General features: G+C 45.8%; 31 protein-coding genes, 1 rRNA gene and 1 riboswitch. Of the genes, 3 read left to right on the top strand and 29 right to left on the bottom strand.

All coding sequences use genetic code 11. The annotated features are described in order from the left end of the window. Positions 1 to 30 precede the first annotated feature (30 nt). A complete protein-coding gene (gene pth / locus NST33_RS00215; protein ID WP_221825843.1) occupies positions 31 to 591 on the bottom strand; it encodes an aminoacyl-tRNA hydrolase in 561 nt (186 codons plus the stop codon). Between the two features lie 139 nt (positions 592 to 730). Here pth and NST33_RS00210 point away from each other — a divergent pair, with 139 nt between their 5' ends. Continuing rightward, positions 731 to 931 (top strand): hypothetical protein, encoded by a 201-nt coding sequence (locus NST33_RS00210; protein WP_024633712.1) that lies wholly within the window; start codon positions 731 to 733, stop codon positions 929 to 931. 260 nt (positions 932 to 1,191) lie between these two features. Here NST33_RS00210 and NST33_RS00205 read toward each other — a convergent pair whose 3' ends face one another. The 14 genes from NST33_RS00205 to NST33_RS00140 all read right to left on the bottom strand — a co-directional run bounded on the left by NST33_RS00205 (position 1,192) and on the right by NST33_RS00140 (position 14,150). Beyond that, complete coding sequence (locus NST33_RS00205; protein ID WP_017691370.1) at positions 1,192 to 2,145, bottom strand: ribose-phosphate diphosphokinase; 954 nt, start codon at positions 2,143 to 2,145, stop codon at positions 1,192 to 1,194. 101 nt (positions 2,146 to 2,246) lie between these two features. Next, positions 2,247 to 3,647 (bottom strand): bifunctional UDP-N-acetylglucosamine diphosphorylase/glucosamine-1-phosphate N-acetyltransferase GlmU, encoded by a 1,401-nt coding sequence (glmU, locus tag NST33_RS00200; RefSeq protein ID WP_036606127.1) that lies wholly within the window; start codon positions 3,645 to 3,647, stop codon positions 2,247 to 2,249. 68 nt (positions 3,648 to 3,715) lie between these two features. Next, positions 3,716 to 3,910: a hypothetical protein gene (locus tag NST33_RS00195; RefSeq protein ID WP_221825846.1), complete on the bottom strand. Its 195-nt coding sequence runs from the start codon at positions 3,908 to 3,910 to the stop codon at positions 3,716 to 3,718. Positions 3,911 to 3,993: 83 nt separating this feature from the next. After that, the gene (gene spoVG / locus NST33_RS00190; protein WP_017691372.1) at positions 3,994 to 4,278 is read right to left on the bottom strand and encodes a septation regulator SpoVG; all 285 of its coding nucleotides are present in this window, start codon (positions 4,276 to 4,278) and stop codon (positions 3,994 to 3,996) included. A 188-nt stretch (positions 4,279 to 4,466) separates the two neighbouring features. Beyond that, positions 4,467 to 5,294, bottom strand: a complete 828-nt coding sequence (gene purR, locus NST33_RS00185; RefSeq protein WP_076216765.1) for a pur operon repressor — start codon at positions 5,292 to 5,294, stop codon at positions 4,467 to 4,469. Positions 5,295 to 5,391: 97 nt separating this feature from the next. Next, positions 5,392 to 6,246, bottom strand: coding sequence for a 4-(cytidine 5'-diphospho)-2-C-methyl-D-erythritol kinase (ispE, locus tag NST33_RS00180; protein ID WP_036606140.1), 855 nt, complete (start codon positions 6,244 to 6,246; stop codon positions 5,392 to 5,394). Positions 6,247 to 6,396: 150 nt separating this feature from the next. Next, the gene (locus NST33_RS00175) at positions 6,397 to 6,573 is read right to left on the bottom strand and encodes a small, acid-soluble spore protein, alpha/beta type (protein WP_017691375.1); all 177 of its coding nucleotides are present in this window, start codon (positions 6,571 to 6,573) and stop codon (positions 6,397 to 6,399) included. Positions 6,574 to 6,823: 250 nt separating this feature from the next. Further along, positions 6,824 to 7,099, bottom strand: coding sequence for a Veg family protein (locus NST33_RS00170; RefSeq protein WP_017691376.1), 276 nt, complete (start codon positions 7,097 to 7,099; stop codon positions 6,824 to 6,826). A gap of 153 nt (positions 7,100 to 7,252) precedes the next feature. Further along, complete coding sequence (gene yabG, locus NST33_RS00165; protein ID WP_017691377.1) at positions 7,253 to 8,149, bottom strand: sporulation peptidase YabG; 897 nt, start codon at positions 8,147 to 8,149, stop codon at positions 7,253 to 7,255. A gap of 59 nt (positions 8,150 to 8,208) precedes the next feature. Further along, positions 8,209 to 9,111 carry a 16S rRNA (adenine(1518)-N(6)/adenine(1519)-N(6))-dimethyltransferase RsmA gene (rsmA, locus tag NST33_RS00160; protein WP_307415471.1) on the bottom strand — a complete coding sequence of 301 codons (903 nt, stop codon included), beginning with the start codon at positions 9,109 to 9,111 and terminating at the stop codon, positions 8,209 to 8,211. A 4-nt stretch (positions 9,112 to 9,115) separates the two neighbouring features. Continuing rightward, positions 9,116 to 9,661, bottom strand: coding sequence for a ribonuclease M5 (gene rnmV / locus NST33_RS00155; RefSeq protein WP_076216767.1), 546 nt, complete (start codon positions 9,659 to 9,661; stop codon positions 9,116 to 9,118). 155 nt (positions 9,662 to 9,816) lie between these two features. Then, positions 9,817 to 11,001, bottom strand: a complete 1,185-nt coding sequence (locus tag NST33_RS00150; protein ID WP_339180974.1) for a ubiquitin-like domain-containing protein — start codon at positions 10,999 to 11,001, stop codon at positions 9,817 to 9,819. 273 nt (positions 11,002 to 11,274) lie between these two features. Next, positions 11,275 to 11,528, bottom strand: a riboswitch (cyclic di-AMP (ydaO/yuaA leader). A 241-nt stretch (positions 11,529 to 11,769) separates the two neighbouring features. Further along, positions 11,770 to 12,540, bottom strand: a complete 771-nt coding sequence (locus tag NST33_RS00145; protein ID WP_237178565.1) for a TatD family hydrolase — start codon at positions 12,538 to 12,540, stop codon at positions 11,770 to 11,772. 332 nt (positions 12,541 to 12,872) lie between these two features. Further along, positions 12,873 to 14,150 carry an HD domain-containing protein gene (locus NST33_RS00140; RefSeq protein WP_237178564.1) on the bottom strand — a complete coding sequence of 426 codons (1,278 nt, stop codon included), beginning with the start codon at positions 14,148 to 14,150 and terminating at the stop codon, positions 12,873 to 12,875. Between the two features lie 317 nt (positions 14,151 to 14,467). Here NST33_RS00140 and NST33_RS00135 point away from each other — a divergent pair, with 317 nt between their 5' ends. Continuing rightward, entirely contained in the window at positions 14,468 to 14,722 is a 255-nt protein-coding gene (locus NST33_RS00135; RefSeq protein WP_017691383.1) for an AbrB/MazE/SpoVT family DNA-binding domain-containing protein, read from the top strand. A gap of 266 nt (positions 14,723 to 14,988) precedes the next feature. Here NST33_RS00135 and rsmI read toward each other — a convergent pair whose 3' ends face one another. The 12 genes from rsmI to NST33_RS00075 form a co-directional block, all read right to left on the bottom strand. Then, positions 14,989 to 15,876, bottom strand: coding sequence for a 16S rRNA (cytidine(1402)-2'-O)-methyltransferase (rsmI, locus tag NST33_RS00130; RefSeq protein ID WP_221825848.1), 888 nt, complete (start codon positions 15,874 to 15,876; stop codon positions 14,989 to 14,991). Then, a complete protein-coding gene (locus NST33_RS00125) occupies positions 15,877 to 16,656 on the bottom strand; it encodes a tRNA1(Val) (adenine(37)-N6)-methyltransferase (RefSeq protein ID WP_221825857.1) in 780 nt (259 codons plus the stop codon). It lies immediately after the preceding gene. A 95-nt stretch (positions 16,657 to 16,751) separates the two neighbouring features. Continuing rightward, entirely contained in the window at positions 16,752 to 17,120 is a 369-nt protein-coding gene (gene yabA, locus NST33_RS00120) for a DNA replication initiation control protein YabA (protein WP_017691386.1), read from the bottom strand. A gap of 28 nt (positions 17,121 to 17,148) precedes the next feature. Further along, entirely contained in the window at positions 17,149 to 17,949 is an 801-nt protein-coding gene (locus tag NST33_RS00115; RefSeq protein ID WP_053778939.1) for a stage 0 sporulation family protein, read from the bottom strand. Positions 17,950 to 18,066: 117 nt separating this feature from the next. Then, positions 18,067 to 19,038, bottom strand: a complete 972-nt coding sequence (gene holB, locus NST33_RS00110; protein ID WP_221825859.1) for a DNA polymerase III subunit delta' — start codon at positions 19,036 to 19,038, stop codon at positions 18,067 to 18,069. Between the two features lie 9 nt (positions 19,039 to 19,047). Further along, positions 19,048 to 19,491 (bottom strand): YaaR family protein, encoded by a 444-nt coding sequence (locus NST33_RS00105; RefSeq protein WP_076216772.1) that lies wholly within the window; start codon positions 19,489 to 19,491, stop codon positions 19,048 to 19,050. Positions 19,492 to 19,834: 343 nt separating this feature from the next. Further along, positions 19,835 to 20,164, bottom strand: a complete 330-nt coding sequence (locus NST33_RS00100) for a cyclic-di-AMP receptor (protein ID WP_017691391.1) — start codon at positions 20,162 to 20,164, stop codon at positions 19,835 to 19,837. A 61-nt stretch (positions 20,165 to 20,225) separates the two neighbouring features. Beyond that, on the bottom strand, positions 20,226 to 20,873 hold the full coding sequence (gene tmk / locus NST33_RS00095; protein ID WP_221825861.1) for a dTMP kinase: 648 nt from the start codon (positions 20,871 to 20,873) through the stop codon (positions 20,226 to 20,228). Between the two features lie 217 nt (positions 20,874 to 21,090). Continuing rightward, positions 21,091 to 21,783, bottom strand: coding sequence for an LrgB family protein (locus tag NST33_RS00090; RefSeq protein ID WP_221825863.1), 693 nt, complete (start codon positions 21,781 to 21,783; stop codon positions 21,091 to 21,093). Beyond that, entirely contained in the window at positions 21,753 to 22,295 is a 543-nt protein-coding gene (locus NST33_RS00085; protein ID WP_339306344.1) for a CidA/LrgA family protein, read from the bottom strand. Before NST33_RS00085 ends, NST33_RS00090 begins: the two co-directional genes overlap by 31 nt. A 44-nt stretch (positions 22,296 to 22,339) precedes the next feature. Further along, positions 22,340 to 24,166: an aminotransferase class I/II-fold pyridoxal phosphate-dependent enzyme gene (locus tag NST33_RS00080; RefSeq protein ID WP_339306342.1), complete on the bottom strand. Its 1,827-nt coding sequence runs from the start codon at positions 24,164 to 24,166 to the stop codon at positions 22,340 to 22,342. 259 nt (positions 24,167 to 24,425) lie between these two features. Next, on the bottom strand, positions 24,426 to 24,611 hold the full coding sequence (locus NST33_RS00075; protein WP_017691396.1) for a sigma factor G inhibitor Gin: 186 nt from the start codon (positions 24,609 to 24,611) through the stop codon (positions 24,426 to 24,428). Positions 24,612 to 25,104: 493 nt separating this feature from the next. Between NST33_RS00075 and NST33_RS00070 the strand changes: the two genes are divergently transcribed. Continuing rightward, the gene (locus NST33_RS00070) at positions 25,105 to 25,629 is read left to right on the top strand and encodes a hypothetical protein (protein WP_076216777.1); all 525 of its coding nucleotides are present in this window, start codon (positions 25,105 to 25,107) and stop codon (positions 25,627 to 25,629) included. 545 nt (positions 25,630 to 26,174) lie between these two features. Here the strand turns inward: NST33_RS00070 and NST33_RS00065 are convergent. Further along, complete coding sequence (locus NST33_RS00065) at positions 26,175 to 26,615, bottom strand: hypothetical protein (RefSeq protein WP_221825878.1); 441 nt, start codon at positions 26,613 to 26,615, stop codon at positions 26,175 to 26,177. Positions 26,616 to 26,827: 212 nt separating this feature from the next. Then, positions 26,828 to 26,944: ribosomal RNA gene (gene rrf, locus NST33_RS00060) — 5S ribosomal RNA — on the bottom strand. Between the last annotated feature and the right edge of the window lie 21 nt (positions 26,945 to 26,965).

Here is a 26,965-nt window from a genome sequence, read left to right as displayed (position 1 = left end):
ATGATTATTTTACCAAGTATGTCTACAAAATTAACCGTTAAACTTCGCCATTGTTTGTTCGAACGTATGAGTCAAGCTATGCTCCAAGGCATCACACGTTTGCTCAATGGTCTGATCCAGGGCTTCTTTTTCTTTCTTCATGAATGTTGACAGTACATAATCAACAATGGCATGTCCTGGTTCGGGCCGGGATATTCCCATGCGTACCCGGTTAAACTGCTGTGTACCGGTATGCTGAATAATGGACTTGATTCCATTATGTCCGCCTGCACTGCCTTGATAACGCAATCTGACTTTGCCAATCTCTGTATCCATGTCGTCATACACAACAATCAGATCTTCAAGACTAACTTTATAAAAATCCATATAGGCTCGAACCGATTCACCAGACAAGTTCATATAGGTCATTGGTTTGATCAGTACGGTTTTCACACCGCCAATATTGCCTTCTCCAATCAGCGCCTTACATTTATTCTGTGTAATGGAGATATTATGACGATTAGCCAACCGATCCAATGCCATAAAACCGATATTATGACGAGTTTTGGCATAGTTCGAGCCTGGATTTCCAAGTCCAACAATCCACTTCATCTTGTTCCCTCCTTCGGATTAGCCTGAGGTGAGGCATAGACTTCGAATGTTATATTTCATATAATATCAAGAAAGTAAAGATCGATTTACTGTAGTGTTCACAGTTAATATTTTATCGACCCAGGAAGGTGAGCGGGTTTTGCGCGAAGACAATGGACAACTGACTCAACATAGCGATTTTATCTATCATCTCGAATATCACGTACCTGTACAGGTATACGACCGCGACACCCATATTGAGATTGGTCTAATCACACGTTTCGATAATCAATTCGTCGAAATTGCTGACACGCTTTTTCATCGGCGTCGTTTCCGATTTATCTCCCGCCCCGGGTATTAACCATATAAGATGAACGAACCATTTTACACTGGATTACTGCGCGTGCAGAAACATCTTCCGAAGCAGCTTTCTTTCAGAAAGCTTTTAACTTCACTTCTTCAGATCTTTTCTGCCCTCTCCATTATTGTGTAAATTAGTAGTTCAAATTATATGGACTGACCAGCGTCTGTTTCACTTTTAATAAAACGGCACGCCGACAGGGGTTACATTTTCCATTGAACCGGAAAACGTAACCCCTCTACTACTTTATGCAGACATCCTTATTCAATTTCAAACAGCTTGCTGATTGATAATTCCTCATGAACCCGGATAATCGCTTCTCCGAGCAAAGGCGCTACGGACAACACTTTGAGTTTGCTTGTCGGATTAGCATGCGTAATTGGAATGGTATCCGTTACGATGACTTCCTTCAATGGTGCATTCTCCAAACGTTCCATCGCAGGTCCGGACAATACCGGGTGAGTACAGCACGCGTATACTTCTTTTACGCCGCCTTCCATCAGAGCATTCGCTCCCAGTACAATCGTTCCCGCCGTGTCAATAATGTCATCGATCAGGATGGCTGTTTTACCCTCGATGTTACCGATAATGTTCATCACTTCGCTCACATTTGGCTCAGGACGACGTTTATCGATAATCGCCAGGGGCGCATTCAGGAAATCAGCCAGTTTACGTGCGCGCACTACGCCACCGTGGTCAGGCGACACAACAACTGGATTTTCGATCTGTTTCGACCGGAAATATTGAGCCAGAATTGGCACGCCGAGCAAATGGTCAACCGGAATGTCGAAGAATCCCTGGATCTGCATTGCATGCAAGTCCATCGCGATGACACGGGTTGCACCCGCTTTTTCAATCAGGTTAGCAACCAGCTTCGCTGTAATCGGGTCACGCGAACGTGCCTTGCGATCCTGTCTTGCATAGCCATAGTAAGGAATAACGACGTTAATCGTCTTGGCAGATGCCCGTTTGAGTGCATCAATCATAACGAGCATTTCCATCAGGTTATCATTAACCGGCAAGCAAGTGGACTGCACGATATAAACGTGACAACCCCGAACACTCTCGGAGAGTTTCACTTGAATCTCGCCATCACTAAAGCTGGTTGTGTGAGATTCACCCATAGGGATCCCGATATAATCAGCAATTTGATGGGCAAGCTTGGGGTTAGAATTGCAAGTAAATATTTTTAATTTCGAATCAAAATAAGTCATAAAATAAAAACCCTCCGTGCTGGTTCATTGGAATCAATAAGCGTCTGCGACATGTCGGCACCTCCCCGATCTTCGGGAGGCAATCTTGTTATCAAAACCCCTTATTGGGGTTTGGCATTTTGTTTCTTGGCTTTGGCACGTCCGCGAATCTTCTCCGCATAACCAGGTTTATTCTCCTGACGTGGACGAGCAATGGCCAGATCATTCTCGGGAACGGAATGGGTAACGGTGGAGCCAGCAACCACATAAGCGCCTTTTCCTACCGTAATCGGTGCAATCAGATTGACGTTGCTGCCTACAAAAGCATCATCTTCAATCGTTGTCACAGCTTTATTATAACCATCATAATTGACAGTTATTGCCCCGCATCCAACATTTACGTTTTTCCCTACTTTGGCATCTCCAATATAGCTGAGATGAGATACTTTGGAACCTTCATCAATTGTAGCATTTTTCACTTCAACAAAGTCACCAATTTTTACGTTGCGACCCAGTTTAGTCCCTGGACGCAAATTAGCAAATGGACCAACCGTTGCATCAGAACCAACCTCGGCATTGGATACTACCGAATGTTTAATCGTAACTCCGTCCTGAATAACGCTGTCTTCCACATCTGCCTGAGGACCAATATGACATGCTTCACCAATGGAAGTTGTGCCTTTGAGAATCGTCCCCGGATACAAAACTGTATCTGATCCAATCGTAACATCCGCTCCGATATATGTCGATGACGGATCAATGATCGTAACACCGTTCAACATATGACGTACGGCAAGACGTTCACGCATGAAGGCTTCGGCTTGCGAAAGTGCGAGTCGGTCATTAACCCCGATGGATTCTGCGATGTCATCCGACATGTAAGCTTCAACGACTTCTCCATCATTGCGGAAAATGCCAACTACGTCTGTGAGATAATACTCTCCCTGAGCGTTCTGGTTCGTCACTTTCTCCAGGGCAGCGAACAATTTTGCATTATCGAAACAGTATGTGCCCGTGTTAATCTCATTCACAGCATCTTCCTGCTCCGTGCAATCCTTCTGTTCCACAATCCGTTGTACAGATCCATCTTCTCCGCGAATAACGCGGCCATAACCTTTGGGATTGTCCAACTGAGCCGTAAGAACTGTCGCTGCTGCTCCGCTACTCTCATGGAGCTTCATCAGACCTTCCAACGTCTCACTGGTTACAAGAGGTGTATCTCCACAGACCACAATTGTAGAGCCTGTTTCGCCGCCAAGCAAAGATTTAACCTGCTTCACTGCATGACCTGTACCCAGTTGTTCTGCCTGGAGTGCATACTCTGCTCTGGAACCCAAAAATGACTGCACCGCTTCGGCACCATGACCGACTACAACTACACTGCGTTCAACGCCTGCGCTGAGTGCTGCATCCAGCACATGTCCAACCATAGGTTTACCGCATACGGGATGCAGTACTTTGTACAATTTTGATTTCATTCGTTTCCCTTGCCCTGCGGCAAGAACGATTGCCATTCGTTTCAAAATTAACGACCTCCTGTTCTGAAAATCCCATTGAAATGCATTGCTGATCCATATCCAATGAGTATCGTTCAGCCGGCTTCAAGCCGGTCCTGTTCATCGCCTGCTGTCTCTGTAATCACACGTAACAACGCGGACACCAACGAATCGTGACCTATATGTATACGCCGTGTACCTGCGAGCTTAACCGAATCCCAATGATTCCTAAGATGCCGCCCTGCCACCAAGCGCACGATGCGCTTTTTGTTCTCTGCTATTAAACTCAATACTGAATATATCTTATTCCGGTCAAAAAGAAAAGAGAGCCATAAGACATGGCTCTCTTTTCCTTCGAACCCCAATAATGTTCTCAGGCACCTTCTTCAATGACTTCTTCCTCAGTTGCCGCACGATCGTATTCAGTCAAAACTGCTGCCTGAATCTTCTCGCGCGTACCGGAAGAGATCGGGTGGGCGATATCACGGAACTCTCCATCAGGAGTACGTTTGCTCGGCATAGCAACAAACATTCCGTTGTTACCATCAATGACACGAATGTCATGAACGACGAATTCGTTATCGATGGTAATGGATGCGATAGCCTTCATTCTCCCCTCCGAGTTAACACGGCGGAGTCTGACATCCGTAATTTGCATGTGTGTGTTCACCACCTTTTTCCATCAGAACTTGGTGTATAATTCCACACAGCATATACGAACTCCTTCTTTTTATAACCACAAAAATTTCCTAATTTCAGGAATTTTTTTATTTAATACACAATTCGACAACGTTAGTGCCAGGTCGATGGAAAAGACCTTTTAACGACATAACATTCGTCATCTTTCTACAGGTCAAAATAGTTGCCCGGCTTGACGGAAATCTGTCTGCTCTTGGCATCAACCGCTGTCAGTTTCGCCAGAGATACGTAATCTGTTAGCAGGCGTTCTTCTGAATCCACAGAACCAGATTCCACCAGTACTCCTACCCCGGCAACTGTAGCATTAAACTCGGCCAAAAGATCGATCATTCCTTGCACCGTACCCCCGGCCTTCATGAAGTCATCCACAATAAGTACTCTGGAATGCTCACGCATCGCCCTACGAGAGAGGGACATCGTATGCAGACTTTTATGGGACCCGGATACATAATTGATACTTACGGCCGATCCTTCTGTAGCCTGATGGTCCCTGCGTACGAGCACGACAGGCAGGTTGAGCTGGGCTCCGGTCGCATAAGCCAGTGGAATTCCTTTGGTTTCTACCGTCATAACCACATCAATATTCATGTTGCCAAAAGCCGTTGCAAAGATCTTGCCGGCTTCATTCATCAATGCGGGCTGTCCGAGCAGATCAGACATGTACAGGTATTCTCCAGGCAAGATCCGATCAGGCTGCGCGAGCTGGGTCGAGAGTCGCTCTGCAAAAGCCAATGCCAGCTCTCGAGACACCTTCGGAATCCATCTAACTCCCCCGGCTGCTCCAGCCAGTGTATTCAGTTCTCCTGACCCACCTTCTTCGAACACTTCCTTGATAATCGCCAAATCTTCACTAATTGAAGACTTTGCGGCTCCATAACGTTCGGCAAATGTGGTCAACGGAATAACCGTATGCGGTCTGGACAATAAGTATTGCGTCATTTCAACCAGCCTTGCGCTTCGTTTTAACTTCTTCACAGAGATCCATCCTCACGATCACGGAAACATCCAAATCCGAATAATTATTTAAGAATATACCACCTTTATACGTGTTTGTACATTATAAAAGCGAATTTTACGTCAACATACGCACAGCGTACACTTCTTTGCAGAACCCACGCAGACCATTGTATATCCGGGCAACCTTGGATTCTTTGGAGACCAGCCCAAATACCGTTGGACCGCTACCGGACATTAACACGCCGTCTGCACCCAATCGAATCATGGCATCCTTCAGATGCTGAACTTCCGGATACAGCTTCAACGTTACATCTTCAAGTACATTGCCCATCTGGTTACAGACTTCCGTGAATGATTGATTGCGAATAGCCTGCTCCATTTTAGCCGCACTCGGATGACGAACAATCTTGTCACTGCGGAACCTTCCGTACACATCGGCTGTAGACACATTGATCGGAGGTTTGGCCAGAATTACCCAGCATTGCGGCGGATTAGGAATGGGAGTTAACTTCTCACCACGGCCTGTAGCGAGTGCAGTCCCTCCTGTGATACAGAATGGAACATCCGACCCAAGTTCAGCTCCAAGCTCCTGCAGTTCGTGATCCGGTATATTCAACCGCCACAGACGGTTCAATCCACGCAGCGCTGCTGCTGCATCACTGCTGCCCCCGGCAAGTCCGGCTGCAACTGGAATCTTTTTATCCAGATGAATATGGACGCCCGTACGCACGTTATAGCGCTCCTTAATGAGTCTAGCTGCCTGGAAAGCCAGATTCTTCTCGTCGAGCGGGATATACCCCGCCTGACTGGAGATGAAAATAGTATCTCGCGGCAGCTCCGACATTTCCAGCCGATCAGCCAGATCGACCATGGTCATGATCATTTCAACTTCATGGAATCCATCGCTTCTTTTATGTAAAACGTCCAGCATCAAATTAATTTTAGCAGGCGCTTTTTCGTAAATTTTCAAGGCGTTCACCCGTCCTCACCTTTTCCCTAAGACAACTTAACATATTATATCAAAATGGGGCTGTCAAGTCATTTCTATTCCGCATCTAAGGGGAAAAAGCGGGGTAGTTCCTGATGGATTTCCCCCGCTTTTCTGTCAGCTTGAACCAGATTAAGATTTGCGGGCAGCCTGCTCAGCGAGTTGAATGGCTCTTTTCACCATGTTTCCTGCATCCTTGGCTTTGATTCCACCCCAGCCTTCCTGTTGGACCGTATCGTAGAAGCCCAGGTCTTTCGCAAGTTCATTCTTCAGATCCTCTGACATGACACTTCTTCTTCTGCGACTCATGAAACCATCCTCCTCCAAAGTATCCTTCATAATGTGATGAGTTCGTTCACGTTTTGGACATCTTGCCATCAGGCCAAATTCAGTTTCCCTGCATTGCTTCAGAAACTGACTCTTTACCTGTCCATATAGTATGCCGCGACCGTTCCTTGCTCATTCCTGAGTATGTATGGGTTACGTTAGAGGGCGAATTGATGTTTAAAAAACAAAAAAGCGATCCGCCTTGTGGGGCGAATCGCCTGTAAATCGATACTTACGTCTCCATATAGGAGCTATGCGTCTGGCTGCCCGGGTCATAAACCATGACTTCCACCGACTCCGTAAGTATATCCGCATAACTATAAGAAACTCGCTTGAAGGTTTCTTGCTCCTCATCAAGCTTAACAATAAAAACAGAAGGGTACGTTTCTTCCAATACACCCGTACGCTCAATGGTCTTACGGCGGCCACCATTAGCCCGCAACATAATTTTCTGACCAATATGTGCATCGAGATTGCGTTTGATATCCAACAGCGTGTTTTTAGCCATTGTCGACGACCACCTCTTTTCTTGTCCATTATACCGGTTTTTACAGTCATTGTCAAATCAAAGCTAATTATTATATCAGCATCAAAAAGTTGTTGTCAATGAATTTTTTTGCAAACAAAAAAAGCCCCAAATTGGGACTTTAAATGGCCTACATCAGACTGCCGAGGGGTTCACTTTTAGCGTAGATAAATCATTCAGCCCAGGCAGACCTACCCGGTAACTCCCCCGTGTCTCGACACCACCCACACCCTGGCTGCCACTGATGGTATTGTGCAGAACATCACTCATGTTGACCGTATCCCGCACAGAGGTAAAGGAGGCCTTGGCAGCCACATAGACCGGATCAAGTGCATGAATGAGAATTCTGCCTGGAGAACTGGCAAAGTTCGCTCCAGCGCGCAGCAGTGCCTCAAAATGGGACTGACAGGCCCCTGCCACAATAGTCAGTGCATCCAGATGGCGTTCATATTGTCTGGCCACCTGAATGGCCGACACAAAATTTTGCGAATTCTTGTAGCTACCAAGACTATATAAGTCATAGGGCTGACGTGTCTTTAGGACCCCATCATGACCCGTAATGACCACGATATCCGGACGTACTTTGGGTAATAAACGGTATAGGGTATCTGCCATTGCCGATTCATGGACATATTGTCCCTCTGCGGGCACACGAAGTTGCTCATAGAGATCCATACTTTTTTTCAAATAGTTCGGATCTCCATCCAGATGAAGCACCTTTCCAGGCATCTCAAAATAAGCCGGTTCCTGCTGAGCAGACCAATCCTGTACCAGACCTTCCCGATTCCGCTCAGCCTGTTCCATACGATTCTGCTGCAGACGGGACAGGGTCTGATGTGCTTTAATATGCGCCTGTCTAGTCTTGGCGCTTTGTGGTTCGTAAGGAACCTGTATCAAATCGTCCACCGGGGAATCGGCAATCAGCCGGAACTCAGTCCCTTTAATGACCGCAGCATCCAACTGGAGGCCTTCCACCCGAAAAGTCACATCGCCGCCGTATGACTTCCGAACGACCAAGTCTCCGATATTCATCAACGTAATCACCTCTACCCCATCGTATGGGCAGAGACCCGGTTTGGTTCATTCAAATTTTACAGTGCTGCACGTACTCCTGCTTCCCACATTACGGTGCTGAGTGTGGCATACTCTTGCAGACTCAACGTCTCTCCACGTCGGGACGGTTGAATACCTGCCTGCTCCAGCAGAATGTCTGCCTGTTCCCGGTTCTCCTTTGTGAAGAAACGTGCCTTCAAGTTGTTTGAGATTGTTTTTCTCCGTTGGGCAAAAGAAGCCTGTACCACTTCGAAGTAGTGTGCTTCATCCGGAATCTCCACTGGTGGTTTCTCACGCACTTTCAGCTTAATGACAGCTGATTCCACATTAGGTTGCGGAATGAAGACTGTAGGCGGCACAATACACACAAGCTCCGGCATACTGTAGTACTGAACTGCGATGCTCAGACTGCCGTAGTCTTTTGATCCTGGTGCAGCAGCCATGCGTTCAGCCACTTCTTTTTGGATCATGACAACAATACTGTCTACCGGCAGCTTCTCTTCCAACAGTTTCATCATAATTGGAGTCGTTACATAATAAGGCAGGTTAGCCACGACACTGACTTTGTCCACGGATGCAAAATCCGTATTAAACAACTCAGCCAGATCAAGCTTCAACACATCCCCATGATGAACACGTACATTCGAATAAGGCTGCATCACTTCTCCCAGGATTGGGATCAAGCGCTGATCAATCTCTACGGCTGTGACAGGACCTGCTACCCGAGCCAGTCGCTCCGTAAGGGCTCCAATACCCGGCCCGATCTCTAACGCGCCCTTGGACTCGTCCAAATCGGCTGCATTAACAATTTTGTTCAGTATATTTTGATCGATCAGAAAGTTCTGACCCAGACTTTTCTTGAATGAGAATCCGTGTCTTTGAATAATCTCTTTGGTTCGCTTGGGCGTTGCAATTTCTATCGTCTCTTCCATATCCTTCATATGCTCACATTCCTTCACGTTCAATTTGCGCTAATGCTGTAGAGAACTCTTCCCGTGTAATCTGAAATACACTGAGACGTTTGTGGAACTGCTTACCGTTACAATAACCGATGCCCAGCAGATTGCCCATCTCCATGCGACGTGCAGCAGCCTGCGGATGCACGATAAGTCCTGCCGCGATCAGGTCCTCCCAATCGATCAGGCTCGGAGCACCTTCGTATGAAGTATGTACGCGCGCCAGAGCATGACGGATCGCTTCAGGTGAGGCATTCTCCACCCCAATGTCCCCTTTACGCGTTGCATCGGCTTCCGGAATGAAGGCATGTTTGCAGCCAGGCACCTTATTCGCAATAATTTTACGAATGCGTTCGCCAGCATGATCCGGATCTGTCAGTACAATGACTCCCCGTCTCTCCTGAGCAAGCGCAATCCGCTTCAGAATGCGTTGGTTGATTGCTGATCCACCTGTTTCTATTGTATCGGCTTCAACGGCCCGACGGATAGCTACCGTATCGTCACGGCCTTCCACCACAATGACTTCTTTTATCATGTTCCATTTCTTCCTTTCTAACGCAAAAAGAAGAGGAATATCCTCTTCTCTGCCAAACGGCGGGGGAGACTGAATTCAGACTCCTCCGCCGCATATTCCGCATGAATCATTCATGCAACTATTTTATAGCATTCCCATTTCAAAGTAAAACGATTTTAGTTCGCTTCCGGCTTCACCGGACCGATCACGTAGACCGTCTTGCCTTTCTTACGTCCAAAATTCAGGGCATGCTTCACACTGTCATAATATACATCAATTTTGTTGCCTTTAATGGCACCGCCTGTATCTTCCGCACGACGGAATCCCAGACCTTCGATATATACCCACCAGCCAATTGGAATGACTTTGGGATCAACCGCAATGGTGCGACCTTCCGTTACACGAGTACCGGAAGCTGTTTTAGTACCAATGCCAGGCTCTTCGGAAGAGTAGGCAGTCATGGATACATTTTTAAGTACTTTGGAGTATTTAAAAGAAGTCCCGGATACAGTAATCACTTTGCTGCCCGAGGCAGATGTTTTCTTCGAGTTCGTTGTTGTAGCCTTTTTGGTTGTTGAAGTTTGAGCCGATACAGTCTGAATCTCAGGTTCTTTCACGACCGGTTTTGCTTTGGTGCCGACAGCGATCACTTTATCTACACGATTATTCGCGACAGATTTGCCGACCATTTTTTTGGAGACCAATTCTCCATCCTGAAATACCTTTTCGATATGCTGTACAAGTGTGCCTTCTTTGCCGTTTACAACGACACGGTTATCCCCTTTGTACAAGCTAGGGTCAGCCGTTTTAATAACTTTGTAAGCGATCGGTTGCTCTACTTCCACTGTACGCTTTGTTACGCGCACTACACGGATCTTCATCTCCGCTTTGATCGCAGTTCCGAGCGCCGGATACACTTTATCATTACTTTCAACTTGAATACCTGATTTTTGAATTGCATCTTCCACCGATGAATCGGTTGTATACAGAGTCTTGGTGTCTCCGTCTGCCGTAATGTTAACTGGAACGGCCCGCTCAATAACGATTCGGTCTCCATCTGTAATCGCCCCATTCATGGACATGGATACCTTATCGTGAGGGCTGACTGTGATCGACTGCTCCTCCAGCATTTCCTGAAGCATTCCTGTACGAGTCTCTACCACCTGAGCTTTGCCATCAATAACCAGCGAAATTTGTTTCCCGGCCTGACCGTAAACGACTAACAAGATCATGATTGTAAGCGCAATTGAGAAAATCGCGATCAATGCCATTTGACGCATGTTCTCATGCTTCCACCGCAACGCGAAAGACTTACTGGATGATCGTGACTCATGGGTCTCTTCTGGTTGGAATGTGCCCACTTCTCCGTCCTCCTTCATAGCCTCGCCGTCTAAAGTAATGCATGATGTCTTTGACGTGACTATACCAAATTTTCTACAGAACACAGATTGGACCAACATAATCCGGTTCTGCACCATGAATCAATCTTCGCAACATGATGTCATCCTCCTGAATACCTACCGTATGATGACAATATTTCTTTTATTCAAAAACAAAAAAGCCAAAGAAAGAGTGTAAGAGGAACTCTTTCGTGGCTTCCGAATGATTTTGAATATCGGAAATTCATGCACGAGGTTACCTCTCTTTTTCCGCTTGCGAGGTTAGCTGTCGGGTTCGGGCGAAAGAGAGCCGCCCTATCTTGGGTCACCCGCTCATGGCGGACGCCCTTGAATTCACCCCGAGACCCAAAGAAGAAATCAAATACGGCTTCGCAGTTCCCTTCGCTGCTTTTGGGTCAGCGAACGTTGCGCATCGGCCAAATACACCGATGTTTAAGCCCTATTGGTTCCCCCGCTCTCCGTTAACGGAGACTCAGCGAGACTGATTCATGAAAGTAATGTTGTTTCATCGGAAAGTGTCCCTTTGTTCATCCCCCGAACATCTGTCCAATTTTCCGCACAACAATTCACTGAAAAGATGATATCCTGTTTTGATGCATGTTGTAAAGCGTTGATCAAGTACGTTTTTCTGAATATTTGGTTAAAATATTGTAATATTCTTGATTTATTTGGATCAAAGGGCAAATTAACTCCGCTTACCTGCCTTTTTCACCTCATTTACTCGTTTTTTTAACGAATTCCAAATCGTTCCATGGCATTTTTGGTTGTTATTGCAGCAATTTCCTCCACCGAAATGCCTTTAATTTCCGCAGCTGCCTCTGCAACCAGACGTACATGCGCTGTCTCATTTCGCTTCCCACGATAAGGGTGAGGTGTCAAATATGGAGCATCTGTTTCAATGAAAAACCGGTCCATAGGAACCTTCTCCAGCACCTCTTTGGGCTGCTTTGCATTTTTGAATGTGATTGGTCCTCCGAAGGAGAGATGGAAGCCCATATCGAGACAACTTTTTGCTGTTTCCCAGCTGCCCGAGAACGAGTGCATCACACCACCAACCTCACCCGCTTTCTCTTCACGCAAAATTCTTATGATATCCTCATGTGCATCCCGATTATGGATGACAATCGGCATCTTCACTTCACGCGCCAAAGCAATTTGTTGTCGTAATACGCGATGCTGTATTTCCTTTGGTGAAGTGTCCCAGTGATAATCCAATCCAATCTCACCAATCGCAACCACTTTTTCATGCTTGCATAAAGATGCAATCCACTCCAAATCGCCCTCCTGCATTGTGATCGCATCTACGGGATGCCACCCTACAGCTGCATATATAAAATCATATGTTTCAGCGAGTTTCATTGTGGTTGGAATCGTCTCCCGGTTAAAGCCAATGTTGATCATGCGACCAACTCCTGCATCCACAGCACGCTGAATCATGTCCTCGCGGTCCTCGTCGAATTGTGGTGCATCCAGATGTGTATGTGTGTCGAACAGCATCATGTCTGTATCTCCCTTCATGTCGAAATAACGACTATCTTCTTTTGTAAATTTAATTTGTAAATTCCAATAATTTAATGACTCGTACATAAAACATTTTGGGTAATCTGTGTATTACATCATCACGTTTGTTTCTTCACAACTACAATATATAGAAGAGATACGGATATTCTGATCTATATATTGCTAATTGCGCTCATTTTGCCTGCTTGCATTTACAAAATTATGTCGATCTACATATACTCCCCATTAAAGCAGATTACTGTATCATGAAAAATAGCTCTTTTAGAAAGTGTTTTGATATCAAAATTCTTCATCGGATTATACCCACACGATTACAAGAAATAGGGGCGTATATGTGACGGTAATTCGTGAATAATCGCATCCACCTTGTTTTGCGGGTAATACAAATGATGTTTCCCTCGGTGAAGCCCACTGATGGAACGGACAATGTCAGATACTTCTGACAACTCACGTAAATTGTCCTGTCGATCCAGAAGAAGAATCTGCTTATCTGTGGATTCATCCGGACGAAACACATCATACGGATTATCCGAAGGAAAATCAATTTCAAGATCATATTCGGGATCGAGGCCAGCCTGTACAAAAGCTTCCCGAATCTCTTCCATCATTGTCAAGTCGACCTGTTCAAGCTCTACATACTTATATAACTTGCGATCCATAAAACGTTCGCATAACTCACTCAGAACAGTATCGTCCTCCTTGCGCCACTGCGTAAATGCCGTCTGAATTAATGCTTCATCCAACTGCAAATATTCATCTACGGATAATTCCCCTTCAAATAGTTGAGGGAGTGGATCAATCATGAAGCGGAATTGAAAACCATGTTGTATGAGTGTTTTCGCTCGCTTGAATATTTGCCGCAATATAATTTCAGAACTACGAGTTACCGGATGGAAGTAAATCTGCCAATACATCTGATACCGAGACATTAGGTAATCCTCCACAGCATGCATGCCTGACTCCTTGACTACAATCCGCCCATGATAAGGACGCAGCATCCGTAGGATACGATCAAGGTCAATCGTGCCGTAATTTACACCTGTAAAATAGGCATCCCTGAGCAAATAATCCATTCGGTCTGCATCAAGCGGACTGGTCACCAAGTTCACAACAATCGGCTTTTCATACGTTTTTTGAATGACAGATGCTACTTTCTCAGGAAAATCAGGAGCATACCGTCTTAAGATCGCCCCTACTTCGGTATCACCTGTAATGATGCGACAAGTCCAATCTTCGTGATTCATGTCAAAAGCTTCCTCGATGGAGTGAGAGAATGGCCCATGCCCGAGATCATGAAGCAGAGCTGCACACAGAGCTACAATCTTTTCTTCCTTCGGCCAATCCGAATAATGACTTCTTTCAAATTGAGAGATGATCTTGCGTGTGATCTCATAAACACCTAGTGAATGTGAGAACCGACTATGCTCTGCTCCGTGAAAGGTAAGGTAAGAAGTACCCAGCTGACGAATCCGGCGTAAACGCTGAAATTCCGGGGTGTTAATTAACTGCCATATAACCGGATCTTGCACGTGGATATAATTATGTACCGGATCTTTGAATACTTTCTCTTCCGTTAAACGTTGTTCCATGTCGACTCACTCCTTTAATTTCTTTTATATTAACGCTTTGAGCTCTACGATTCACCTAGGATTCGACACGACATGACGAACTTTGTCGAATGAAGTAGTTTTGTCGTTTTCCAAATCGACAAAGCTGACATTGAGGTTTAAATGCGAAAAACAGCTTCCAATCCCTTACCACCCGTAACCTTGTGAAAAACAGCCTTAATTTTAAGCTAATTTTAAGGTTGACTGATTTGGGAATCGTTGGTATGATGAGTATCATAAAACATAAAATAATGTCGAATAATGACAATGATAGTTAGCTGAGAGGAGCACTGATTATAATGATGAAATCAACAGGTATTGTAAGAAAAGTGGACGAACTGGGACGGGTAGTTATTCCAATTGAATTGCGCCGTACGCTCGGTATTGGTGAAAAAGATGCTCTGGAAATCTACGTTGACGGCGAGCGCATCATGTTGAAAAAATACGAGCCTGCTTGTATCTTCTGTGGTAATGCAGAGAACGTTACTTACTTCAAAGGTAAAATTGTTTGTAACGAATGTATTTCCGAAATCCCTGCACCTGTAGCAAAATAAAAAATACAGGTATACTGGACTTATCTAAATTGTTATTTCTAACCTTTTTAATATTCCTTAATGACCTTCCCGGTGTGAACCCCACCGAGGAAGGTATTTTTTTGCCTTGTTATGGGTTCCATTATCCAAAATAATTCTGTCACACGAGAACCGGAAGAAACGATGAAATTTTTTTGAGTCACTCTGCTCTTTTTAATATTCCACTAAGGTTGGTTATAAGCTTCTTTTCAGGTTATGTTCCCCACAACAGAAGATATTTGGTTAGATTACTGCTCAATTAATGCATTATATACATCACGCTTCGTCAGACCGCGATCAGTAGCCGTTTTTTTCATTGCATCTTTGCGGTTATGTCCTTCATCCTCATAATGGCTGACATGATCCGCGAGTGACATGAGCTGCCACCATGCTTCGCGCTCAGCCTTACGCTCCTCTTCCTTAATGCCTTCTACCAGCAAACAGTACTCGCCAAGAGGCGGATGTTCTTCAAGCCAGTCTATACATTCCTTCACGGTGCCCCTTGCGAATTCCTCATGACGCTTGGTTAGTTCACGAGCCAGGACAATCGAACGATCACCCAGAATCTCTTCGAGGTGGACTAATGTTTTCCGAATACGGTGAGGCGATTCATAGAATAACAAAGTCCCGTTGGATTCGTCAAAAGCCTCCAGCACTTTTCGCATGTCCTTTTTCTCCCGCGGCAAAAAACCGCCGAATGTAAAACGCTCCGTCGGTAATCCGGACACGATCAGAGCAGACAACGCAGCGTTGGGTCCAGGGATGGGAATGACCGTTATTCCGGCCTCCAGTGCAAGCTGTACAAGGTCAGAACCAGGGTCCGAAATGGCTGGCAAACCGGCATCACTGACGAGTGCCAAATTTTTTCCTTCTATTATATAGCGTATCAGTTCAGGTCCACTCGCCCCCTTATTATGCTCATGATAACTAAACAGCATCGAAGGTGTAATTTCAAAATGCGTAAGCAGCTTTCGGGTCTGGCGTGTATCTTCTGCTGCAATGATGTCGCAACTCTGCAATGTCTTGATCGCCCGGAAGGTCATGTCCTCCAGATTACCAATGGGTGTTCCAACCAGATATAGCTTGCCTGATCCTTCAGGCTGCTCCGCATAGCTTTTTTGAATATGCAAAGTCATCTAAAGCCCTCCTTTCGTAGTACGCTCAGCATGTTGCTGACCATAGTAAATATCCATAATCTCTTCGCAGTATGTCCCCTCTTCATTGTAGACAATGAGTGGAGGAAGCATCCTAACTTCGGGTTTACCATCTTTCATTCCTTCAATTAATACCATGTTGGCTTCCAAATGAGCACGGGGATGCACCATCCGAATCCGTTTGGGTTCCAGCTTATATTCGCGCATGAGCGAGATAATCTCTGCAAGGCGTTGTGGACGATGAACCATCGATACTTTTCCGCCATTACGAACAAGTCGACTGCAAGCCTGAATTACTTCTTCCAGCGTACATCCGATCTCATGACGTGCCATGGCCTGATGTGTGTTCATTTTAAGATCACTGCCATTCAAAGGCATGTATGGAGGATTAACCGTTATTGCATCGTATACAGCATGTCCTGTTTCTTTCACCAATTCTCGCAAATCACCTTCACGAATCATAATCGACTCGTCCAGTTCATTCAATTGCACACTTCGACGCGCCATATCAGCCAAACGTGGCTGAATCTCGACCCCTTCCAGATTGGCCTGCGTACGCGTTGTAAGCAAAATGGGAACCACCCCGTTACCCGTACACAAATCAAGTACACGCCCCCGTTTAGGTACGGAAGCAAATCGGGCTAATAATACGGCATCCATCGAAAAACTAAACACTTCATCACTTTGAATGATTCTCAGATCATGAGAGAGCAGATCATCAATCCGCTCTGACTCATGTAACACAACTTCATTTGCTTTCATATGTTACGCTCATCCTCCGGTACTCTGTATCTCATGTTCGTTTAGTTTAGGTTTATAACCTTGAAAAAAAACCGTAGGGGATCCCTACGGTCACTTCATTTATTCAAAAAAGACAGGCAGAACAGACAATCGCCTTCCGTCCGCAAATGTCCATAATAGACGTTGCAGATATGGAAGCCTTCGTGATACAACCGAGCCAGATTATCATACCCTTCACCCACAACATCCTCGCCTGTAGCCGGACCTGCTGGCCTCGCTACAGGAGCGAGTGCTGAGGAGATTGGCAGATCTGCCGGAGCCTCACGTTTGAGCAGTTTGCGTAACTGCTCATTCTCGATGGTAAGCCGCTGATTATCCTCAAGCAGCTCCTTCACAATCATTTTTAACTCTCCTAAATCACCGTGCAACTGACCCAGTTGGGTTTCCATTTCATGAATGTGCGTAAACAGATTTTTCTTTTCCAAGTTTCCACCCCGAAGCAACCTTTATGGTTTACTTGATAACGACGTCATCCAGCGGAAGTTCTTTGACTTTACTGATGTCGAACAGTTGAACATGGACTGTGCGGCTACCGGCATTAATTCCGACAACTTTTCCTTCACCCAATGAGGTGACGACCAATTTGCCTACAGCTGGCAGTTCTTCTCTCACACTTTCATAGTTATCATGCTCAAATTTCAGACAGCACATGAGTCTTCCGCACAACCCTGAAATTTTCGTCGGATTCAGTGACAGGCTCTGATCTTTAGCCATCTTGATTGATACCGGCTCAAAGTCTCCCAGCCAGGAAGAACAACACAACACACGGCCGCAAGGTCCGATTCCGCCAAGCATCTTCGCTTCATCACGTACACCAATCTGTCTCAGCTCGATTCGTGTCCGGAATATGCTTGCCAGATCCTTGACCAGCTCCCGGAAATCAACTCTTCCTTCAGCTGTAAAATAAAATATAATTTTATTGCGATCAAACGTAAATTCCACATCGACCAGCTTCATTTTGAGGCCATGGTCTTTGATTTTATTTAAACAAGTACCGAATGCTTCTTTGGCTGCACGCTTGTTCTCATCAACCACACGAGCATCTGTCTCGCCCGCAACGCGGATGACTTTCTTCAGCGGCAACACCACATCGGACTCGCCCACTTCCTTCTTACCTACGACAACCTTACCGTACTCAACCCCCCGCGCTGTCTCCACGATAACGCAGTTTTCTTTCTCAATGGGAAGGTCCAGGGGATCGAAGTAATAAATTTTGCCCGCTTTTTTGAAACGGACACCCACTACACTGTACAAAAAATTAACCCCCTTGTAAGCCAACCCCACTTCGTCTGAAGCCCTGTCTTCTTAGGGAACCGGCCGAAGTTATAACCGTTTGCATATGATTGGAGCTAACTCTGCCCTCTCCCAGTCTTATGCCAAACCGATCAAAAATTGCTCCAGACAAAGCTGGCCATTGACGTTGAAACGCAATTTTTTTCTGCATCCTGCGGCCATATCCATATAGGAGACCCACTGCTCTGTGCTGCGGGTATGTGCCAACTGAGATAACATGTCTAACTGATCTATAAAAACGATATGTTCATGCCTATCGTACTGAACATACAGCATGTCCCTAAACCATAGATGGAACAAACTAAGCAACATGTCCAGATGTTCAGAGAGTCCGGTTTTAAAAAGCTTCTGCTGTGCAGAGATCAATGATGTGCTTCCTCTACCCAGGGACTCCTTCCCTAATTGTAACATTACGTTTCTAATTTCTGCAAACCAATTCTGCTGGAGAATTTCTCTACATGCTTCCAATCCTGACGCTAAATGGACGGCAGAGCGGGCCAGATTGGCAGGGTGCCCTTCCTCGATCAGAGATTGCAGCATATCTTCCGGATTCAGTGCACTGAACGGCACCAATTGGGAGCGTGAGCGGATCGTTGGCAACATGGCCTGTCCATTATCCGTAATCAGGATGCCGACTGCTGGTACCTGCGGTTCCTCCAGAAATTTGAGCAAACTGTTTGCTGCCTGCACCGTCATTTTCTCGGCTTGTTCTATAATATATACTTTGGGATGACCTGCCTCTGATCGGTATGAAAAGATACGCTGCAGATCCCGTATTTGATCTATTTTAATGTTGTTTCCATCTGGCGCAAGCATGGTTAGATCCGGATGGTTACCATGATCCACCTTACGACATTCAAGACACTGCCCACAAGCGTCATCTTCAAGCTCTGTACAGAATATTGCCTTGGCAAAGGTAATTGCCGTCTTCCGTTGCCCGCTACCAGCTGGACCGCTAAACAAATACGCATGGCTTATTGCATGACGTCTTAAACTGCTTTGTAACATTTGCTTGGCCGCTTGTTGACCCATAATCTGTTGAAAGGACATACTTCCTCCTCAGAAGCTTAAATTAATAAGCATCCCCCGAATTTCGCCTACTTGTTGTAATAGAGAGATTTTTCCTTCTTCTGTATCCAGCAATTCATCAGCCATGGATAACAGAGCGGAGTCAATTTCATCAATCAGCTTATACCGCTTGCCTCTGCCACGACGATCCCAACCCCTTGTCTCTTTCATGGATACACCGCGACGAACGGTCTCTTCCAGGAACCTTTTAACAAGTTGCTTATACGCCTTCAGTTCACGAATCGTCATGGAACGTGCCAAGCGATCGCCCTGAAGCTGGATTTCACTAAACCGGCGATTCAGTTCAGCTTGTGAGGCCCGTTCCCCCTGGTGATTCATCATATCAGAGAAATTTTTGGATTGAACCGGTTTGGAACCTGAATCAGTAGTACTGATCCCGCTCTGAATCGGTCTGAATCCAGGATTGATTTTCATGGATACGCCCGCTTTCTATCATAGTTAGCCAATCGCCCATCAGCACAGTGCGCGTTGCGCCTGTGCGTGAGAATGAGGCTTTTATATATGCTGATCACACTCTATATATAATGGTAGATACACATCACCATCAAGGACTTGTTCTTTGTATTCAACCTCTTCCCGAAATGAGCCATTCCCCAGCTGGGAAATGCTCATCCGGAAAGAGTATGCTGATTCTTCTCATCAAGAAAGGCGTTCCGTAAGTGGCACGCACGAACTCTGTTAATTCTTCTTGCATCCATCGTTTCCTACATGCTATCGATCATGAAGGACCCTCATGGGATCCATGCAATAGTTTGAATTAGAAATGTTCGAAGCGATCTACCGGGAGAACAAATACAGTAGCTCCGCCTACTTGAACTTCAACAGGTAGCGGCAGGTAAGAGTCGGTTGTTCCACTCATCGGTGTGACCGGAGTCACGAGCTGTTCACGAACCTTACAGCTGCTGCGAATGACGTTCATTACGGATTCGACTTGACCATCATCGACACCGATCATAAACGTCGTGTTGCCTGCCTTCAAAAATCCACCCGTACTGGCAAGCTTCGTTGCCCGAAAGTTTGCTTTGACCAATGCGCTGGATAATCGGTTGCTGTCTTTATCCTGTATAATCGCAACAATCAGTTTCATCCTGCATAACCTCCTTTAGAATAAGCACCTTTATCAAATGCCCTGTCTACATATTAGACAATTACTCGTCAAAATCCTTCAAAATTCCTGTTTCCAGCGACAAAATCATTGCTGCCAAGACATCCTCCTGCTTCATGGAAGCATCGATAACCCTGATCCGTTCTGGGAACTGCTCTTTTAATAGGAAGTAACCCTCTCGGACTTTACGATGAAACTCCAGATTTTCCAGATCCAGACGGTTCACTTCCCTGCCATCATGAGCATCGATCCGGCCAAGCCCCACTTCAGGCTCAATGTCCAAATATAAGGTCACATCCGGCATGAGATCACCAATCGCAAAGCGATTAATGGCCCATACATTCTCTATCCCGAGTCCACGGGCGTAGCCTTGATAGACCAGACTGCTATCGACAAATCGGTCACAGATGACTGCTTTTCCAGCTCTCAGCGCAGGCTCTACTTTCTCCGCCAGATGCTGGCTGCGTGCAGCTGCATACAATAGCGCTTCGGTTCGAGCATCCATTGCCGTATGAAGAGGGTCCAGTATAATTGAACGTATTTTCTCCGCAATCTCAATTCCGCCAGGCTCTCGCGTAACTACGTAAGGTATACCCCGTTCTTCAAAATAAGAACCTATTCTACCGATCATCGTTGTTTTACCGGAACCCTCTCCCCCTTCCAGCGTAATGAATTTACCTCTGCCCTGCATATGCTTCCCTGCTTTCTATGTCGATAATTGCATCTATTGCTGCTGTAATGAAATATGCTTAGACCCTCTTGCTACAAGATATGATATCCCCTGCCCAGAGGTGTATAGCTACAGCTATATCGGTACGTATTAATAACACCAAGATCATACAAGCTTGTTTCTTTCTATCATACTATAGGTCAGCAGTTACTCCAACATGAACAACAAAGTAAAGCGTTCAACCGTAGATAATCCACACCCATAATGGAAGCATAATTGATCCGGCAATGGCACTGACAATCATGGAAACTGAACTGAGGGCTACCGCATTCTCTCCATATTCAAAAGACCTTGCCATGCCGAGGGCATGAGATGCTGAACCCAGTCCAATTCCATAGGCATGTTTACTGCGGACTTTGGCCCATTTCAAGAGCATCGGCCCCAATAATATCCCTGAGAATCCTGCAATCATCACAAACAGCGATGTAAATGAGGCATTCCCTCCAACCTGATTAGCGAGTTGAATAGCGACAGGAGTTGTCACTGATTTTGGCAATAAAGCGATGACCATCTCTTGAGGATAGCCAAGCAGAATGGCGATTAAAGCACCTGTGGAAACACCTGTAATACTGCCTCCGATTGTTCCACCCACAATGGGAATGACATTTTGCTTCAGCACATTCAGATGTCTGGACAAGGGAAAAGCGAGAGATACAACTGCTGGACCCAAGAGCTCCTGTATCCATTTGCCACCCAGCATGTATGTATCCAGCTTTATATTGGAGATCACCAAAATCAGGATCAGTATGGCAGTCGTTGTGAGTACAGGCATCAGTATCGGCCATTTTAACCTTTTATATAGACGAGTGGCTGGAATATATACAGCGATGGTTAGCGCGATCATTCCAATTCCGAGGATGAATGTTGACAAGTAATCGCCTCCTTTTTGCCTGAATGAGACGATCTCCATGTCATAAGCCACTCACTTAATTTGGCAGATATCAGACATGTGATTAATGTGCTAACGATCAACCCCAGAACCAATAATAATGTGTTAGCTCGAAAAAAATCAAAATGATTAATAATGCCCACAGTTGGCGGGATGAACAACAATTGCAGATGAGATTGAAGCCACGTCGACCCTTCTTCTCCCCAGCTCATTTTGATCCATCCCAGTTGAATGGTGATAAACAATACCAGCATGCCCACAATACTGCCTGTTAACGGCAGATGTAATACAGCTTGAATCAAGTTTCCAATCCAGTAAAAACCGTACATCAACAAAACTTGCAGGACTATTCCTGTATATTTTTTTAGCGGAATACCCAAAGTGTTCCCTTCTTTCTTATGTCTATCTTTATAGGTGGTTGAACTAGCAAGTAAATTAATGACCAAGAGACCCTCACATGTGTAGGGTCCGGTATCGCTATCCGTATTGGTCATATTGCCTACCTATTGGTGAATGCAATTCAGTTTTTATCTGTCCTTCAATCCTTCATGACCTTCAATGACTGTAGAGATACATCGGATACTCCATGAAACTTTGCTCCTTCATCCCGCAGGAGTTGTATACGTGCCACCATCGATGGACTAATACGCTCACCCGGATATACAAGCGGAATCCCTGGAGGGTATGGAATAACCATCTCGGCTGATCGACAACCCGCGCTTTCTTCTATCAGGACATTGATCGTATCCGTCTCCACAATCGGTTGCAGTGTAAAGGAGATTGGTTCCGAGTAGTGAGTGTTTTCTTGTAAATTGTTCCACGTGGAAATATAATGGGCCGAGTCTTTCGCAAGCTGTTGCGATGACTCTGCATTAGATTGAACCTGCTCATGCCCATTGGCAGAGCTGATATGGTGTAAAGCCTGCAACAGGTGCTGAGCATCTTGCACCGTTGAGCCCAGGCTGAAGAGCAAGACGACGTACCGTTCGTCGCTCATCTCGGGCACACAGCCGCATGCTTCCAGCTGCTGCTGTAGCCCATAACCGCTCAGCACCCCTGTGCCGTCATAGATGACGGCCTTGAATGGGTCCTGAGCGGTATACCCCGCGGCAGCTGGCAGCTCCGCCGCGGTCAGGTCCTCCCGTGTCTGCTGCGCAGCGGACACGGACATGCCAGCCGGCTTCGCTGTTCCGGCTGGCGGTTCTGGCTGCAGCGGCTGTGCAGGCTGCAGCAACTGGAAGCGCGGCAGCTCCGCGAGGCCGCGCTTAAAGGCATTCACAGCGGCGAGTCCCGCCGTGAGGGTGTTCGCGCCCTGCACGTGCAGCAGGCGGCGCGCCAGATCAAGCGAAGCCATCACCGGGTATGATGGGCTTGAGCTTTGCACCATGGCCAGGCGCTGCCTTAACAGGGACCGGTTTAACCGTGATCCCTGAATGTGCAGCATGGCACCCATGGTGAAAGCCGTCAGCATCTTATGCGTCGACTGCACGACACCGTCTGCTCCGCATGACAGTGCAGAGACAGGCAGCTCCGGATGCTGCCCATAATGTGCGCCATGCGCTTCATCCACGAGCAATGGCATGCCAGCAGCGTGGCACACCTCGGCTATGGGCGTCAGATCTGCGCCCATGCCATAATAATTGGGCAAAGTAACTAACACGCCCTTTGCCTCAGGAAAGGACTGGACAGCAGCCTGAACCGTCTCCACCGACGGCATGACCGCAAGTCCAGACACAGGATCAACCCACGGCTCCAGAAATACAGCTCTTGCGCCCGCCAGCATTAACCCGTGAATAACGGATTTGTGCACATTCCGTTGCACCAGTACAATACTGTTCGGCTCATCACATACGGTGAGCAGTAAGGACAGATTACCTGCTGTACTGCCTCCCACAAGGAAGAAACTCTCCTCAGCACCAAAACAATCTGCCGCAAGCTCCTGTGCTTCCTGGATCACACCTTCCGGATGATGCAAATCGTCGGTGCCCGTAATCTCCGTAACATCCATCTCCATCATCTCCAGAAATGAACGATCCGGCACCAATCCTATTTCCGACAGATTCCCTTCGCCATCAAAACGTCTCCCGCTCTCCAGATCAGTCCCATGTTCATCCATCGAGCTGAATTGCTCTATCCTTCGGTTAACGTTCCCCCCTGCATCGCTCTGAATCTCTCCGTTGTGTTGATGTTCCTCATTGACGATATATTTAGAGGGAAATTGCCCTGATTCTGCTTGTTCCAGCAAATGTCGGTAAGCTTGTCCATTCTTATGCCCAGGCACATGAAAAGAACGCTGCTTCGAATCACGATACGCAAGCAACGCTTCATATAAAGGGGCTCTACTTGATTTATTTTTATGATCCATGAAATAACCATCCTGTACATATATTATGTGCGTCCTATGCGTTCCAAAATGCTTCCTAATCCAAGGAACACCCTTCTTCCCTATCTCCACACGCTCTACTGCAAATGATCTATACCATTATATCAGCATACGCCTTCCCAAGATGGCATACAAGACAATCTCTCCTCATACAAAACAGAAAAAGGCCCATCGGGCCTCTATACACATCAGCATCGCTAACAATGTGATGTTTCGCTTCTACTTCTATTAGCAACATTTATTATGCGTTCTTTTGTACCCAAATCTGTTTCATCTGATGAATAAAATAATTGTACTTGGCATCCTGCGCGTCGGTATGAACCATTTCTGCTTCACAAGTGTCACATATGAATTCAGATACAATAAAAATGCCTTCTCTTTTTCTTTGCTCGCAGATAATACATGTGTGTTCGGCATGTTCTTCCATGAACCATCCCACCTTGTTTTACGTTTACTATCAGTATTGCACAGTTTCTATTATTTTAAACATTTTCATAGTTCTTTCTTTCTATAAAATATATATATTCGCCCACCACCTCTTGGGTGTCTGTACCGAAAAATACGTTCATTCTCCCTACAAGAATATCTCCTGCTTATGTATATACAGTTATCCTATATTCCATTGCATTTACCTCAACATCACGTATCCCTTGGTCTGAATCAAACTTATATTCAATTTCCTTAAAAAAACTTGGAATCTCAGCCGATATATAATACATGATAACGATATCAAAGCCTGACAGTCCGTGTATTCGGGAGTATACTGAGATAAGTTCCGTCGAATCTCAATAACTTGTACAATTGTCATGGCGTGAGATACAAGGTTCATATATACATACATGCATGATTCATTTCCTTTTACTCGTGTAAGAAAACGAATACCCACACAAACGTGAATCCGAAGGAGGATATATAATCGTATGATCGCCGAACCGGAGAATAAAGCAACATTTTATCAATACCGGCTTCTGAAAAAAAAGGCTATCGCCCGCAGTGTCATTTACAGCTATCTGTGTCTGCCGGTCATCATGCTCTTATTCAATCTACTCGCCTTCTCCTGGACTGGCCTCTTCTTTTTTGTACTGGCAGGTCCAATCACCATCTGGATTCATTATGTCATCGCCAGAACGATATTACTGCTGGTCCGTACCTCTTACGCCAAGCGCTGGCGCTGGAATCTGCGTATGCCCTGGTTAGGTTATATCCCTGATCAGCATTTTAGCTTCCGTATGTTTGTCCGGGTACACCTTAATATGAGCTGGATTGGACTATGTATCATTACAGTATGTTTGATATGGTCCCCATTGTCCTTCACCCTCTCGCTGATCTTCTGGCATTTGTGGTTGCTGGGTCCTCGCTTGTATGTTGTAATGGTACTCTCGCGTGAGCGCAAAGATGGACTCATCAAATTGAATGAACAAGATGTCTCATACTATCTGCAATAACACCCCCTCTTTTATGCAATACTAAATGTACTTCATTAACCTGCAATACATAACCGCTGAGCCCAACGGATAATCTGATGCAAAAACATGATCTTGTATCGTTCAGTTGACTCAGCCTTATATGCTCAAATAAAGGTTATCCACTGTGGATAACCTTTATTTGTCGTCCCTTCTTATCCCTTATCCACAGTATGGGTATAGTAAAATGAGTTATCCCCACTCGCGGCTCCATTCTTCTCCTCTTTTCCTCCAGCGTTCCATATCCTCATAACTCCAGATATCTCGCAGATCTTACACCTTTGACCGATCTGTTGCTCACTCTGAGCTCTATCTGTCTTCTAGCTGCTTTCCATCAGCGTTCATTACTTCATTCCTTCTGTACCTTTATGACCTCTGATCCACCATACGTCATAGGTTCTCCCATCATTACTAAAGCCTACTTCGCTAAATAACAAAAAGCCCCCGATCAAGTACACGGGAGCTTTACTATATTATAAGGAACATCACAACGTTAATTAATCATATACAACCTTACCCGCAACAGCTCAATCGTCTTCAGCCAATGATTTAACTGTCGCTTGAGTAGCATCATTTCTAGGAACCATTAGTGTAAAGGAACCATCATGTACTGCTAAATGCACAGTATGTCCTTCCTTTGCAAATACACGCAAGGTACTGGATTCATTGGATGTACCCTTGGCTTGCCTCTCTGTCCAACCCCAGCTTTTAATCTCGTCTAGATATACCTCAGGCAAGCTAGTACTTTCACTAATACCAGACAGCGTATACCGAACATAATCCATATCCGAATTATTTTCAGACTGGTCAGATTTATTCGCTACTTTAGGTACCGGAAAACTCTTCTCGTTCACCGCACCTTCATATGAAGTCCATACAGATCCTGAAGCTTCACCGCATCCTGCCAGAACAACGGTCAAACAAAGCAACAGAAATGATTGTAATCCAAGTCTCCGCCAACTTAACACACACACCCTCCTTTTCACAGCTGCACATTCCAGCTCTGTGGTCAGGTACTTTTAGCATATTTAACATAGTCCTATTATACTGGTTTTGCCGCTGTTATCCGTAACAAAAATGTTACCTTCCAGTATCGATCATGTCAGAGCTTCCGATTATCATATTTAATCCTTATAAACAAATAAAAACCACCACCGAATAACATCGGCAGTGGTTCTTTGCTTGGCGGCGTCCTACTCTCCCAGGACCCTGCGGTCCAAGTACCATCGGCGCTAGAGGGCTTAACGGTCGTGTTCGGGATGGGTACGTGTGGAACCCCTCCGCCATCGCCACCAAACGCGTAGCTTACATTTCAGAG

Source organism: Paenibacillus sp. FSL L8-0435, from assembly GCF_037965655.1.
GTDB lineage: Bacteria > Bacillota > Bacilli > Paenibacillales > Paenibacillaceae > Paenibacillus.
This window is presented reverse-complemented; position numbering and strand designations above follow the sequence as displayed.

Excerpts from the sequence above, each read along its gene's own strand:
- NST33_RS00205 (WP_017691370.1), bottom strand. The coding sequence starts at position 2,145 with ATGACTTATTTTGATTCGAAATTAAAAATATTTACTTGCAATTCTAAC.
- NST33_RS00105 (WP_076216772.1), bottom strand. The coding sequence starts at position 19,491 with ATGAAAATCAATCCTGGATTCAGACCGATTCAGAGCGGGATCAGTACT.
- NST33_RS00145 (WP_237178565.1), bottom strand. The coding sequence starts at position 12,540 with ATGATGCTGTTCGACACACATACACATCTGGATGCACCACAATTCGAC.
- NST33_RS00135 (WP_017691383.1), top strand. The coding sequence starts at position 14,468 with ATGATGAAATCAACAGGTATTGTAAGAAAAGTGGACGAACTGGGACGG.
- NST33_RS00175 (WP_017691375.1), bottom strand. The coding sequence starts at position 6,573 with ATGAGTCGCAGAAGAAGAAGTGTCATGTCAGAGGATCTGAAGAATGAA.
- tmk (WP_221825861.1), bottom strand. The coding sequence starts at position 20,873 with ATGCAGGGCAGAGGTAAATTCATTACGCTGGAAGGGGGAGAGGGTTCC.
- rsmI (WP_221825848.1), bottom strand. The coding sequence starts at position 15,876 with ATGACTTTGCATATTCAAAAAAGCTATGCGGAGCAGCCTGAAGGATCA.
- NST33_RS00170 (WP_017691376.1), bottom strand. The coding sequence starts at position 7,099 with ATGGCTAAAAACACGCTGTTGGATATCAAACGCAATCTCGATGCACAT.
- rnmV (WP_076216767.1), bottom strand. The coding sequence starts at position 9,661 with ATGATAAAAGAAGTCATTGTGGTGGAAGGCCGTGACGATACGGTAGCT.
- NST33_RS00080 (WP_339306342.1), bottom strand. The coding sequence starts at position 24,166 with ATGGATCATAAAAATAAATCAAGTAGAGCCCCTTTATATGAAGCGTTG.
- spoVG (WP_017691372.1), bottom strand. The coding sequence starts at position 4,278 with ATGCAAATTACGGATGTCAGACTCCGCCGTGTTAACTCGGAGGGGAGA.
- holB (WP_221825859.1), bottom strand. The coding sequence starts at position 19,038 with ATGTCCTTTCAACAGATTATGGGTCAACAAGCGGCCAAGCAAATGTTA.
- NST33_RS00070 (WP_076216777.1), top strand. The coding sequence starts at position 25,105 with ATGATCGCCGAACCGGAGAATAAAGCAACATTTTATCAATACCGGCTT.
- NST33_RS00085 (WP_339306344.1), bottom strand. The coding sequence starts at position 22,295 with ATGACCAATACGGATAGCGATACCGGACCCTACACATGTGAGGGTCTC.
- rsmA (WP_307415471.1), bottom strand. The coding sequence starts at position 9,111 with ATGAAGGATATGGAAGAGACGATAGAAATTGCAACGCCCAAGCGAACC.
- pth (WP_221825843.1), bottom strand. The coding sequence starts at position 591 with ATGAAGTGGATTGTTGGACTTGGAAATCCAGGCTCGAACTATGCCAAA.
- NST33_RS00125 (WP_221825857.1), bottom strand. The coding sequence starts at position 16,656 with ATGAAAGCAAATGAAGTTGTGTTACATGAGTCAGAGCGGATTGATGAT.
- NST33_RS00100 (WP_017691391.1), bottom strand. The coding sequence starts at position 20,164 with ATGAAACTGATTGTTGCGATTATACAGGATAAAGACAGCAACCGATTA.
- NST33_RS00140 (WP_237178564.1), bottom strand. The coding sequence starts at position 14,150 with ATGGAACAACGTTTAACGGAAGAGAAAGTATTCAAAGATCCGGTACAT.
- yabG (WP_017691377.1), bottom strand. The coding sequence starts at position 8,149 with ATGAATATCGGAGACTTGGTCGTTCGGAAGTCATACGGCGGCGATGTG.
- NST33_RS00075 (WP_017691396.1), bottom strand. The coding sequence starts at position 24,611 with ATGGAAGAACATGCCGAACACACATGTATTATCTGCGAGCAAAGAAAA.